Origin of the sequence: Micromonospora sp. NPDC048063, from assembly GCF_043202855.1 — a bacterium.
In the GTDB taxonomy this organism is placed as follows: domain Bacteria; phylum Actinomycetota; class Actinomycetes; order Mycobacteriales; family Micromonosporaceae; genus Micromonospora.
On record NZ_JBIDBG010000026.1, the window covers coordinates 1 to 12,004 of the forward strand.

At 75.3% G+C, this 12,004-nt stretch carries 9 protein-coding genes; all 9 read right to left on the minus strand.

Going from position 1 to position 12,004, the window contains the following annotated elements; translation table 11 throughout:
- Positions 1 to 111 precede the first annotated feature (111 nt).
- From ACGFZ2_RS32365 to ACGFZ2_RS32405, 9 genes are read right to left on the minus strand one after another with little or no spacing between them, the layout of a single operon-like run.
- A complete protein-coding gene (locus tag ACGFZ2_RS32365) occupies positions 112 to 933 on the minus strand; it encodes an HpcH/HpaI aldolase/citrate lyase family protein (RefSeq protein ID WP_393270739.1) in 822 nt (273 codons plus the stop codon).
- Positions 934 to 2,151 carry a CaiB/BaiF CoA transferase family protein gene (locus ACGFZ2_RS32370; RefSeq protein WP_393460383.1) on the minus strand — a complete coding sequence of 406 codons (1,218 nt, stop codon included), beginning with the start codon at positions 2,149 to 2,151 and terminating at the stop codon, positions 934 to 936. It lies immediately after the preceding gene.
- Entirely contained in the window at positions 2,148 to 4,313 is a 2,166-nt protein-coding gene (locus ACGFZ2_RS32375; RefSeq protein ID WP_393270743.1) for an alpha/beta hydrolase-fold protein, read from the minus strand. Before ACGFZ2_RS32375 ends, ACGFZ2_RS32370 begins: the two co-directional genes overlap by 4 nt.
- 4 nt (positions 4,314 to 4,317) lie before the next feature.
- Positions 4,318 to 6,267, minus strand: a complete 1,950-nt coding sequence (locus ACGFZ2_RS32380; protein WP_393460386.1) for an SUMF1/EgtB/PvdO family nonheme iron enzyme — start codon at positions 6,265 to 6,267, stop codon at positions 4,318 to 4,320.
- Positions 6,264 to 7,202, minus strand: coding sequence for a PfkB family carbohydrate kinase (locus ACGFZ2_RS32385; protein WP_393460389.1), 939 nt, complete (start codon positions 7,200 to 7,202; stop codon positions 6,264 to 6,266). Before ACGFZ2_RS32385 ends, ACGFZ2_RS32380 begins: the two co-directional genes overlap by 4 nt.
- Complete coding sequence (locus tag ACGFZ2_RS32390; protein ID WP_393460392.1) at positions 7,199 to 8,593, minus strand: ADP-ribosylglycohydrolase family protein; 1,395 nt, start codon at positions 8,591 to 8,593, stop codon at positions 7,199 to 7,201. The genes ACGFZ2_RS32385 and ACGFZ2_RS32390 overlap by 4 nt, the downstream gene beginning before the upstream one ends.
- Positions 8,590 to 9,786 carry an ADP-ribosylglycohydrolase family protein gene (locus tag ACGFZ2_RS32395; RefSeq protein WP_393270754.1) on the minus strand — a complete coding sequence of 399 codons (1,197 nt, stop codon included), beginning with the start codon at positions 9,784 to 9,786 and terminating at the stop codon, positions 8,590 to 8,592. The genes ACGFZ2_RS32390 and ACGFZ2_RS32395 overlap by 4 nt, the downstream gene beginning before the upstream one ends.
- Positions 9,787 to 9,788: 2 nt before the next feature.
- Positions 9,789 to 11,081, minus strand: coding sequence for an ABC transporter substrate-binding protein (locus ACGFZ2_RS32400; RefSeq protein ID WP_393460395.1), 1,293 nt, complete (start codon positions 11,079 to 11,081; stop codon positions 9,789 to 9,791).
- Between the two features lie 37 nt (positions 11,082 to 11,118).
- The gene (locus ACGFZ2_RS32405; protein ID WP_357463140.1) at positions 11,119 to 11,958 is read right to left on the minus strand and encodes a carbohydrate ABC transporter permease; all 840 of its coding nucleotides are present in this window, start codon (positions 11,956 to 11,958) and stop codon (positions 11,119 to 11,121) included.
- Positions 11,959 to 12,004 lie beyond the last annotated feature (46 nt).

A 12,004-nucleotide genomic window follows, 5' to 3' on the forward strand; every position in this document is an offset into this window, starting at 1 on the left:
CCGAGGCCCTCGCCGACTGGATCGCCACCCGCGGCTACGCCGCCTGATCCCACCACCACCAACGACAAGGGCCGGCCCCGAACGGGGCCGGCCCTCTCGTCGTACGCCCGGTCAGGCCGCGTAGCGGGCGGCCAGGTCGACCGTGCGACGGGCGGCGGCCACCATCGCCCGGTCGGCGAACCGGCCGTCCGGCAGCACCACGGTCCCGGAGTCCCGGGTCTGCGCCTCGGCCACCGCGGCGAGCAGTTCCTCGGCCCGCGCGACCTCCCGCTCCGCCGGCCGGAACGCCTCGGCAATCACCGGTAGCTGGCGCGGGTGGATGGCCGCCCGGCCGAGGAAGCCGAGCCGCCGGCCCACCGCGCAGGAGGCGGCCAGGCCGTCGGCGTCGGCCACGTTCGGGTACACCGACATGGCGGGCGGGGGCAGGGCGGCGGCGCGGGCCGCCACCACGATCCGGCCGCGCGCCCACGCCAGACCGGCCTCGTCGTCGACGCCGAGGTCGGAGCGCAGGTCGGCCTCGCCGAGGCCGATCGAGGCCACGGCGGGAGCGGCGGTGGCGATGGCGTACGCGGCCTCCAGACCGAGGGCCGACTCGACCAACGGGTGCAGCGGGGTGTCCACCCGGGCGGCAAGGGCGGCGACGGCGGTCGCCGACTCCACCTTCGGCAGCCGCAGGCCCGCCAGCCCGGGGCGGCCGACCACCGCGGCCAGGTCGGCGTCGACGTCCGGGCCGGTCAGCTCGTTGACCCGGACCTGGACCGCCACGGGGTGCGACTGCCCGAGGAACTCGGCGACGGCCTGCCGCGCGTACGCCTTGCGGTCGGCGAGCACCGCGTCCTCGAGGTCGAGGATCACCGCGTCGGCGCCGGAGGCGACCGCCTTGGCGAACCGGTCCGGCCGGTCACCCGGCACGTAGAGCCAGGTCAGCAGCATTCAGATCACCCCCTTCTCGCGCAGTGCCGCCAACTCGCCGTCGGTCAGGCCCAGCGACCGGAACACCGCGTCGGTGTCCTGGCCGTGCCGGCGCCCGGCGTGCCGGATGTCCCCCGGCGTCTCCGAGAGCCGGAACGGCACGTTCTGCATCCGTACCTCACCGAGTTCCTCGTCGGGGACCGTGCGGACGGTGCCGAGCGCGGCGTACTGCGGGTCGGCGAGGATGTCGCGTACGTCGTAGACCGGGGCGACGGCCGCCTCGGCGGCCTCGAACGCGGCCACCACCTCGTCCCGGTCGCGCCGCGCGACCCAGGCGCCCACGGCGGCGTCCAGTTCGTCGGCGTGCGCGGCCCGGCCGCTGCCGGTGGCGAACCACGGCTCGTCCACCAGTTCCGGGCGGCCGACCAGCCGCAGCACCCGCTCGGCGATGCTCTGCGCGCTGGTCGACACCGCCACCCAGCGCCCGTCGGCGCAGCGGTACGTGTTGCGCGGCGCGTTGTTGTTGGACCGGTTGCCCAGCCGGGGCTGGACGTAGCCGAGCTGGTCGTACCAGGTGATCTGGGGGCCCAGCATCGCCATGATCGGTTCGATGATGGCGAGGTCCACCACCTGGCCGGCGCCGGTGAGGTCGCGGGCCCGCAGGGCCAGCATGACCGCGTACGCGGCGGCGAGCGCGGTGACCGAGTCGGCCAGCCCGAACGGGGGCAGCGTCGGCGGGCCGTCCGGCTCGCCGGTGGCGGCGGCGAAGCCGCTCATCGCCTCGGCGAGGGTGCCGAAGCCCGGCCGCCGCGCGTACGGGCCGACCTGACCGAAGCCGCTGATCCGGGCGATCACCAGCCGGGGGTTGACCTCGTGCAGCTCGGCCGGGCCGAGCCCCCACCGTTCCAGGGTGCCGGGGCGGAAGTTCTCCACCAGCACGTCCGCGTCGGCGAGCAGGCGGCGCAGCAGTTCGGCGCCCCGCGGGTCGGACAGGTTCAGGGTCATCGTGCGCTTGTTGCGTCCGAGCACCTTCCACCACAGCCCGACGCCGTCCTTCGCCGGGCCGTGCCCCCGCGACGGGTCCGGCTTGGCCGGATGCTCCACCTTGACCACGTCGGCGCCGAAGTCGCCGAGGAACGCCGCCGCGAGCGGCCCGGCGAAGAGGGTGGCCAGGTCGACCACCTTCACCCCGTCGAGCGGGCGGGTCCGGTCGGCACCGGCGTCAGCTGGGCTGTTCAAGGCGTCCCTTTCGTCGGATCGACGGCGGCGAGGAAGACGTCGCCGTTGCCGAGCGCCGCCCCGCCCGACGTGGTCCCGGCGGTGAGCCCGGTGACCAGTAGCCGCCCGTCGGCACCGAGGGTCGCGTAGACGTTCTCCTCGCCGAAGGCGTCGGCGGCGTCGTCGCGGGCGGTGCCGTACTGGGCCACCCCGGCCTGGCGGCCCCGCGCGTCCAGCCGCAGGGTCAGCACGTCCGCGCCGCCGACCGGCAGGCCGAGCGCGCTGCCGGTGAAGCCGACCACGGCGACCGCACCGTCGGGCAGCGCCACCACGTCCGCACCCGCGTCCGCGCCCCGCCCGCCGGTCACCGTCCGCCAGCGCTGCCGGCCGGCACCGGTGTACGCCACGGTGAGCACGTCGCTGCCGCCGGCGGTGGCCTCGCCGCCGGTGGAGCCGGTGGCGACCACGAGGCCGTCGGCGCTGATCGCGACGCCGCCGAGCAGGTCGTCGCCGGCGCCGCCCACCGAGGTCACCCACGTGCGGGTGCCGCTGGCGTCGAACCGGGCGAGCCACCCGTCGCTGCCGCCCAGCGCGGTGGTGTCGGGCAGGCCGGCGGAGGTGCCGCCGGCCACGTACACGCCCTCGGCGTCGGCCGTCACCGCGTACGCCTTGTCCTCGCCGGAACCGCCGAACTGCCGGCTCCAGGCGATCCGCCCGTCCGGGGCGATGCGGGCCAGGATCGCGTCCTTGTCCCCGGCGCCGCTCTGCCCGGCGAACGAGCCGCTGGTGTAGCCGGCGACGTAGGCGCCGCCGTCGGGGGCCGCCGCGACGGCGTAGAACCGGTCGGCCTTGGCCGGGTCGCCGGCCTGGGTGAGCCAGGCCCGCTGCCCCGTCCCGGTCAACCTGACGACGAAGCCGTCGTCGGCGGGGCTGCCCGGGTGCGTCCCGTCCAGGTCGCCGCGGGTGTAGCCGGCGGCGACCACCCCGCCGTCGGCGAGCGGCACCACGCCGTGGAGGCGGTCGTTGGCGGCCGTGCCGAACTGCCTCGTCCAGGCCGGGGCCCCGCCGGCCGTGACGCGGCTGACCACGGCGTCCAGCCCGCCGGCGTACGGCTGGCCGGCGACCGGGCCGGAGGCGGCGTACCCGAGGGTGGTGCTGCCGTCGGGGTGGGCGGCCACGCCGCCGGCCCAGTCGGTGCCCGCGGTGCCGTGCGGCGGCCCGGGCAGCCCGGCCGGCGGGGTGACGCTCAGCGTCGCCGCCAGGTGCCTCAGCCCGTCCGCGAAGGCGGGTCGCCAGACGTCCCAGTCGTGCCCCCCGTCGAGCACCCGGAACTCCGCGGCGATCGCGTCGGAGCGGCGCACGGTGTTGTAGAGGGTGGCGGCCTCGTAGTCCAGGTCGTGGGCGGCGTCGGCCGGGTCGGGGTTCGCCCACTCGTCGTCGCCGACCGCGACGTACATCCGCACCGGGGACTCCGCGTCCAGGCCCGGCAGCAGGGCCGGGTAGTTCAGTCGCCGGTAGACCTCGTCGGAGAAGCGCTGCCCGCCGGAGCCGAAGCCGCCGAACTCGCGCGCCGACGAGTCGGCTGGCGGCAGCGGCCGGTACACCGCCGGGCTGAGCACCAGCGCGTGGCCGAACAGGTCCTGGTGGGCCAGGGCGTAGCGCAGCGCACCGGCGCCGCCCATCGAGTAGCCGCCGACCAGGCGCGCCCCCCGGTGGGCCGCGGTGCGGTAGGTGGCGTCGACGTGCCGCACCAGATCCCCGGTGAGGGCGGTCTCCACCGGCCGGCCGGGATCGTCCGCGCCGGTGTACCCGGAGTCGACGTACCAGCTGCCGCGGCTGCTCCACGGCGCGTCGGGCAGCACCGCGATCACCGGCGGCACGTCGCCGTCGGCGATCAGCCGGTCTAGGTCGGCCTTGACCCGGGTCCACGCCTGCATGGTGTCGCCCCGCCCGTGCAACAGGTACAGCACCGGGTAGCGGCTCGCCGTCGCCTCGCCGTAGCCGTGCGGCAGGTAGACCGTGTAGTCGATCGGAGCGCCCAGCGCCGCGGACGGCGCCGCGGCGGTGGTCAGCGTGCCTGCCCGGAGACGCTCCGCGCCGGCCGCGCCGGGCACCGCGCCGGCCAGGCCGAACACGAGGAGCACGGCGGCCACGCCGCCGCCGATCCGCCAACGTCTTCTCATCGGGTCACTCCTCGGCGGGAAGGTCGGCGGCGCAGCGGAAGCCGACCTGATCGGATCGGGTCAGGCCGGCGCCGAGCAGCAGCAGCTTCACCGACACGTCCGGCGGTTGCGGGCCGCCGTCGAGATACCAGTCGGAGCCCTCCGCCCGGTACGCGGCGCCACCCTTGAGGATCACGAAGCGGGTCCGCCCGTCGGAGTGCTCGCTCTCGGTCAGGTTCCACACCAGCGGTTCCCGGCGGTGCAGCAGCCCCGCCTCGGCGGCCACCTGCCACTCGTCCTCGGTGGGCAGCCGCAGCCCGGCCCAGGCCGCGTAGGCCCGGGCGTCGGCGAGGTCGACGCCGGTGACCGGGGCGTCGGCCGGGCCCTGTCCGGCGGTGAACCGCTCGGGGCGCGCCGGCCGGTGGCCGGTGGCGCGCAGGAACTCGGCGTACCGGCCGTGGGTGACCTCGTGGGTGTCGATGGCGAACCGGCCGAGCCGGACGGCGCGGCGCAGCGTGCCGGTGTGGTGCAGCCGGGGCGGCAGCGGCTTCCACTCGTCGACGTACGGGGTCTCGCCGTAGAGTCCGGTCTCCCGCACCCGGTGGCGCACGAGCAGCTCCCGTCTTCCGCCGTCGACCGCCACCATGCCGTCGGGCACGTCGCGCCGGGGCGCCCACGGCACGCGCAGCCGCTGCGCCGTCCGGGCCGGGAAGGACGGGTCGCCGACCGCCGCCGGGTGCGACGGCACCGACGCGTCGGCGGTCGCGACGACCGCGGCGACCGCCCCGGCCGGCAGCGGACCGCCGACGGCGACCGTGCCGTCCGGCTCTGCGCTGACGGCCAGCTCGGCGCCGGTGACCAGGTCGACGAAGCGCCGGCCGGGACGCGGCGCGGTACGCAGCCACGGCCCGTCGTAATCATCGGCCCGGTTCACCACCGTCCACAGCGGCTCGCCGTCGTGCGTCCAGCGGGACGCGTACACCTGACCGGTGCCGGGGTGGTCGGCGAGCGGGACCCAGTCCTCGGCGCGCAGCCACGCGGCGTGGCTGGCCTGCACCCGGCGCATCGCCCGCAGCACGGCCCGGTCCCGGTCGTTCCAGCCCACCCAGACGCCGAACACGCTCTCCCAGACCAGCACGCCGCAGCCGTTGAGCCAGGCGGAGTGCAGCTCGTCGAGGTGGCTGCGGTGCCAGCGGCGGGTGTGGTGCAGCACGTGCCGGCGCTCGAACCACTTGGCGCGCAGCACGCCGGGGACCTCGGAGTCGGCGAACCACTGCGCCCACGACATCGCGTGGTCGGCGATGCGGGCCAGCGGCACGCGGCTCTCGCCTTCGAGGACGATGCCGGGGCGGACGGCGTCCAACTCCCGGCGCAGCTCGTCGGCGCCCTCCTTGAGGGTGTCGAGGAAGACCCCGTCGACGCCGAGCTTGCCGGCCAGCGCGGCGACCTCCTGCGCGTCGGTGCCGGCCTCGCGCCGGGTGCCGGTGTCCCACGGGTTGTAGTCGACGAACACCCGCACCCCGCGCCGCTGGAAGGCGCGCACCACCTCGGGCAGCTCGGGGAGGTCGCGGTAGTAGTCGAACTGGTTGCGTTCGTCCAGCCCGATCACCGGGTACGCGTGCCACAGGACGATCCCGTCGAAGCCCCCGAAGTCCCGCTCGGCGGCGTCAAGGAACGCGTCGACGGTGAAGACGCCCCGCTCGTGGTCGTAGAGCGTCTCGTCCCACAGCCAGGCGAGGCAGACGCTGAAGCAGTCGCCGGGGATCTCGTCGTAGTGCGCCCCGGTGTAGCCGAGGCGGGCACGGGCGTCGGCGCGCCAGCGGGTGAGCTGCTCCCGCCAGGCCGGCCAGTCGGCCGGGTCGCCCGGGGCGGCGAAGACCTTCGCCTCGTCCAACGTGGTCAGGTCGGCGTGCCCGCCCAGCGGGACCTCCGTCGGCCGGTCGATGGGGCGCGGCACGTAGGGGTTGAAGCTCACGGGGCACCTCGGTAGGTCGCGGCGTACAGGTCCTCGATGGCGGCCCGGTCGGGCAGCGCGGTGGACGCGCCGGGGCGCTGCGCACATGCCGCGCCGGCCGCGCAGGCCCAGCGCAGGACGGCGGCGACGGTGTCGGCGTCGCGCGCGGCGCCGCGTTCGGCCCAGCCGACGGCGAGGGCGCCGGTGAACGCGTCCCCGGCGGCGGTGGTGTCCACCGCAGCGATGCGCGGGGCGGGGATCTCCAGTCGCGAACCGCGCCGGTCGGCGTACGCGGCACCCCGAGCACCGAGCGTCAGCACCACCCGGGGCACCAGCTCCAGCAGGGCGTCGAGCAGGACGGCCGGCTCGTCGGGGGCCGTCGCGGCGACGACGGCCGCCTCGTGCTCGTTGACGACCAGCACGTCGACCAGCCCGAGCAGGTCCGCCGGCAACGGCGCCGCCGGCGCGGCGTTGAGCACCACCGTGGTGCCCGCGGCGCGGGCCCGGCCGGCGGCCTCCACCACGGTCGGCAGCGGCACCTCCAGTTGGAGCAGCAGCACGTCGGCCGCGCCGATCGCCGCCCCGTCGGCGGCGTTCAGGTCGGTCAGCGCGGCGTTCGCGCCGGGGGCGACCACGATGAAGTTCTCCGCCGCCCGGTCGACCCCGATCAGGGCGACCCCCGAGGGGCCGGGGACGGTACGCAGGCCACGCACGTCCACCCCGGCGGCGACCAGGTTGTCCCGCAGTTGCTGCCCGAACTCGTCGGCGCCGACCGCGCCCACGAACGCGCAGTGCGCGCCCGCCCGGGCGGCGGCGACGGCCTGGTTGGCGCCCTTGCCGCCGGGCACGGTCCGGAAGTCCTCCCCGAGCACCGTCTCGCCGGGGCGGGGCAGGTGCGGCGCGGTGACCACCAGGTCCAGGTTGGCGCTGCCCACCACGACCACCCGCGCGCTCACGCCGGCCCGCCCTCGGTCGTGGCGACGCCGACGGGCGCCCCGGCGGCACCCGGCTCGGCGAGGGCGACGGTGCGGGCGGCCAGTTCGTCGAAGCCGATGCCGTCGAATCCGGCGATGCTGCTGGCGAGCCGGCCGCGCAGCGGGCCGACCCAACGCTCGGGCAGCCCGGACGCGCCGGTCAGCGCCCCGGTCACCGCGCCGACGGTGGCCCCGGTGGAGTCGGTGTCCCAGCCGCCGCTGACGACCGCGCAGATCGACCGCTCCAGCTCGCCCCGCCCGTACGCGAGGGCGGCGGCGACCAGCGCGGCGTTGTTGCGCACGTGCACCCAGTGCAGGTGGCCGTGCCGGGCGTACAGCTCGTCCACCACCGCCTCCCAGTCGTCCGTGCGCGAGCCGAGGGCGCGCGCCTCCCGGACCGTGGCGGCGAACCGGCTGCGCGGCGGCAGCACCGCCTCGCCGGCGTCGAGCACCTCGTCGACGTCGCCCGCCACCGTGGCGGCGGCGGCCAGGGCCGCGACCCACATCGCCCCGTACACCCCGGCGCGGACGTGGCTGACCGTGGCGTCGCGCCAGGCCAGCTCGGCGGCCAGGTCGGGGCGCCCGGGGTTGACCCAGCCGTACACGTCGGTGCGGATCTGGGCGCCGATCCACTCCCGGAACGGGTTGTGCCGCCGCGCCGTGTCCGGCGGGGCCAGCCCCAGCAGCAGGTTGCGGTAGGCCACCCGTTCGGCGGTGAAGACCCGCCCGCCGGGCAGCCAGTCCAGCCACGCCTGCGCCACGTCGGCGCTGGTGAAGTCCCGCCCGTACGTCTCCAGCACGCGCAGCGCCAGCAGCGCGAAGTTCAGGTCGTCGTCCTCGGGCATCCCGTCGATGTTCTCGGCCAGGCTGGTCGGGGCGCTGCGCCGGTTCCACGGCCAGCGGGCCGCCACGTCGGCGGGCAGCCCCCGGGCGGTGAACCAGTCGCGCAGCGGCCAGCGGCCGGTGGCGACGAGGATCTCCCGGATCCCGTGGCGGGGGATCTTCTCGACCGGCTTGCCGAGCAGGCAGCCGGCCGCCCGGCCGAGCCACGCGCCGCGCACCCGGTCGTACGCGGCCGGGCCGGCGGGCAGCGACCACTCCGCCGGCCAGCTGGCGCGGACGGCGGCCAGCTCCTCGGGCTCGTCGGGGCTGCCGGCTCCCGGCAGCGCGTCGGCCTCGTCGAGCAGCCGCGTGGCGAGGGCCCGCAGCCGGGGTGCCGCGGGCGTGGGCGACGCCCCGCTGACCGGCGGGGTGAGGTTTCCGCCGGCCGCGCGCCACCGCTCGGCGATCGCGCCGACGTCGCGCCCCTCGTCCCGGCTGGCCGCGATCTCGTGCGGCAGCAGGTCCTCGGGCTGCACCCAGGTGATCCTCACCGGCCCGACTCCCCGGGCGCCTGCTCAGGCCCGGCGGGGTCGGTGCCCCGCGCCGGACCGTCGGCGAGGCCGGCGAAGCGCTCGGCCCGGCGGGCGAAGCGCTCCCGGTCGCGCTCGAAGACCTCCGTGGCCACCGCGGCGAGCACCCGGGCGGGCGCGACCAGGTCGGTGCGGGAGGCGATGGCGACCGCCTCCGACCACTCCGCCGGCACCGCCGCCGCGCCGCCGAGCGCCCCGGCGATCGCCGCCGCCATGGTGGCGGTCGAGTCGGCGTCCCGGCCGTAGTTGACCGCGCCGAGCACCGCGTCGCGGAACTCGCCACCGGCCACCACCAGCATGCCGATCGCCACCGGCAGTTCCTCGATGGCGTGCAGCCGGCTCGGCCGCCGGGCGCCCAGCCCCGGGCTGCGGTACTCCTCCCCCACCGTGTCGAAGGGGGCGACCGCACCGCGCAGCGGGCCGATGGCGGCCCGCCAGTCGTGGTGGCCCCGGGCCTCCTTGACCACCGCGTCGATGGCCACCCGGGTGCCGTCGCGGGCCAGGTCCAGCGCGGCGGCGACCACGTCGTCGACGCCCGCGCCGGGGGTCGCGGCGGCGGCGACCGCGGCGGCGAAGACCGCCGCGGCCTCCCGCCCGTAGCTGTGCTGGTGCGCTCCGGCGATCTCCACCGCCTCGGCGTACGCCCCGGCCGGGTCGCCCGCGTTGACGATGCCGACCGGGGCCATGTACATGGCGGCGCCGCAGTTGACGATGTTGCCCACCCCGCCCTCGCGGGGGTCGGCGTGCGCGTGGTGCAGGCGGGTGACCAACCACCGCTCGGCGGCGGCGAGCCGGTGGAAGGTCACCCCCTCGCGCTCCAGGTCCGGGATGTACACCACCCGCTCGATCAGGTCGGGGACGAGCAGTTCCACCACGTCGTAGGCGTCGAGATGGTCGCGCTTGGCCGCGTACGCCCGCACCAGCGCGTGGGTCATCAACGTGTCGTCGGTGATGTGCCCGTCGCCCTTGTGGTACGGCGCGAGTGGCCGCGCGGTCGCCCAGTCGGCGTGGTACGGGGGCACGATGCCCTCCACCCAGCCGCCGAAGCGGGCACGGATCTGCTCCGGAAGTGCCGTCTCGGTCGCCCCGCCGAGGGCGTCACCCACGGCGGCGCCGACGAGACATCCGACCGACTTGTCGAGAAGGAGAGACATGGTTACCTCAGAACCTGCTTGCCACCGTCGACCAGCTGCGTGCCGAGCTGATCCAGGGTGATCTTGTTGGCGAAGTACTGCTGGAGGGCCGGGGTGGCGTACTTGGTCTTCCACTCCGGGTAGCCGTCGGCCTTCTGGAACGGCGCGACGGTCAGGTCGGCGGCGCTGTCGGCGGCCACGTCCCAGCCCTGCTTGCCGCCGGTCAGCTTGACCAGCTCCGCGTTGGCCTGCTTGCCGGTCGGGATCAGCCAGTCGCCCTTGGCGAGGGTGGCCATGTTGGTCGGGTTGAGGAAGAACTCCAGGAACTGCGCGGCCTGCTTCTTGTGCGTGGAGTCCTCACTGACGGACAGCGTCTGCGGGTTCGCCGCGTGGGTCGCGGACAACCCCTTCAGCGGCGGCAGGGTGACCCACTCGAAGCCGGCCGGCGCCTGCTCGACCATCTGCTGACGCAGCGACACCGAGCCGGGCAGCATCGCGTACTTGCCGCCGAAGAAGCCGGGCAGGGTGTCCGCGCCGCTCATCCCGAGCGCCTCCGGCGAGGCCGACTTCGCGGTGTAGATCATGTCGTGGATGCGCTTCGGGACCTCCTTCTCGGCGTCGCCCACCTTGACCTCGGTGCGGCCGCCGTCGGTGTGGAAGAACTTCCCGTCGAAGTTGAGTGCCAGGTTCAGCACCCGGTTGGTAGGCGACTTGAGGGCCCAGGCCGCGCCGTACTGACCCGGCTTGGTGAGCTTCTGCGCGTTGGCCTGGAACTCGTCCCAGGTCCAGCCGCCGTCGGCCGGCGGCACCGCGATGCCGGCGGCGTCGAGCAACTTCTTGTTGGCGATGACGACCTGCGACTCCAGCAGGAACGGCACGCCGGTGACCTTGCCGTCGTAGGTGACGGTGTCCCAGATGCCCTGGTCGATCTGGCCCTTGAGGTCGTCGGAGACGAGCTTGGACAGGTCGGCCAGGTAGCCCTGCTTGCTGAACTCGCCGATCGCGGACGCCTCGTAGTGCACGATGTCGGCCGCGTCGCCGCCCTCGAAGGAGGTGAGGAGCTGGTCGTGGACGGAGTTCCAGTCGCCCTGGACGTACTCGACCTGGATGTCGGGGTGCTCGGCGTTCCACTTGGCGACCAGGTCCTTGTTGGCCTGGAGCGACTCCTTCTGCCAGGCCAGGCTGAGGAAGCGCAGCTTGACCGGGCCGGACGTGGACTCGTCGTCGCCGCCGTCACCGCACGCGCTGAGCGCGCCGAGGCCGACGACCGCGACCGCGGCGGCCGCGGCGAGTCGACGGAATCTGGTACGGAGCATGGGGGGTTACCTCCTGGGTGGTGGGTGGGGGACGGTGTCAGCCCTTGACCGCGCCGGCGAGCGACCCGGACGAAAGCCGGCGTTGCATGAACGCGAAGAAGATCAGGCTGGGCAGGGTGGCCAGCAGCGAACCGGCCGCGAGGGGGCCCAGGCGGGCGGTGCCCTCGATGCCCACGAAGCGGGCGAGCGCCACCGGCAGGGTGGCCAGCTCCGGGGTCTTGATCAGCACGAGGGCGAAGAAGAACTCGTTCCAGGCCGAGATGAACGAGAACAGCGCGGTGGCGACCAGGCCGGGGGCGAGCAGCGGGAAGACCACCCGCCGCAGGATCTGCACGCGGCTGGCGCCGTCGACGGAGGCGGCCTCCTCCAGTTCCCGCGGGATGTTGCGGACGAAGCCCTGCAGCATCCACAGCGCGAACGGCAGCGCCCAGACCACGTAGATGAGCACCAGCCCGGCGTGCGTGTTGGCCAGCCCGACCTGCCGCAGCACCAGAAAGATCGGGATGATCAGCAGCACGAACGGGAAGAGCTGGGACAGCAGCACCCAGCCCAGGGCCGCGGTGCCGAGCTTCGAGCGGAACCGGGCCAGGGCGTACGACGCGGGCAGCGCGACCAGCACGGTGAGCAGGGCCGAGGCGAGCGAGACCTGGAGGCTGTTCAGCGCGGCCCGGCCCAACTCCTGCTCGGTGAACGCCTGGACGAAGTTCTGCACCGTCGGGTTGGCGGGGATCAGGGTCGGGTGCAGCTGGACCAGCTCCCGGGGCGGCTTGAAGGCCGTCGAGACCAGCCAGACCAGCGGGAACCCGAGGAAGACCAGGTAGCCGGCCAGGGCGACGTACTGCAACGCCCGCCCGGTGCGGCTCGGCTTTCCGAACATCACTGCCCTCCGATCCGGACTGCGGGGCTCGCAAGCTCACTCCTCG

Coding starts and splice junctions, on each gene's coding strand:
- ACGFZ2_RS32365 (WP_393270739.1), bottom strand. CDS start 933: ATGCTGCTGACCTGGCTCTACGTGCCGGGTGACCGGCCGGACCGGTTC.
- ACGFZ2_RS32375 (WP_393270743.1), bottom strand. CDS start 4,313: ATGAGAAGACGTTGGCGGATCGGCGGCGGCGTGGCCGCCGTGCTCCTC.
- ACGFZ2_RS32395 (WP_393270754.1), bottom strand. CDS start 9,786: ATGTCTCTCCTTCTCGACAAGTCGGTCGGATGTCTCGTCGGCGCCGCC.
- ACGFZ2_RS32400 (WP_393460395.1), bottom strand. CDS start 11,081: ATGCTCCGTACCAGATTCCGTCGACTCGCCGCGGCCGCCGCGGTCGCG.
- ACGFZ2_RS32405 (WP_357463140.1), bottom strand. CDS start 11,958: ATGTTCGGAAAGCCGAGCCGCACCGGGCGGGCGTTGCAGTACGTCGCC.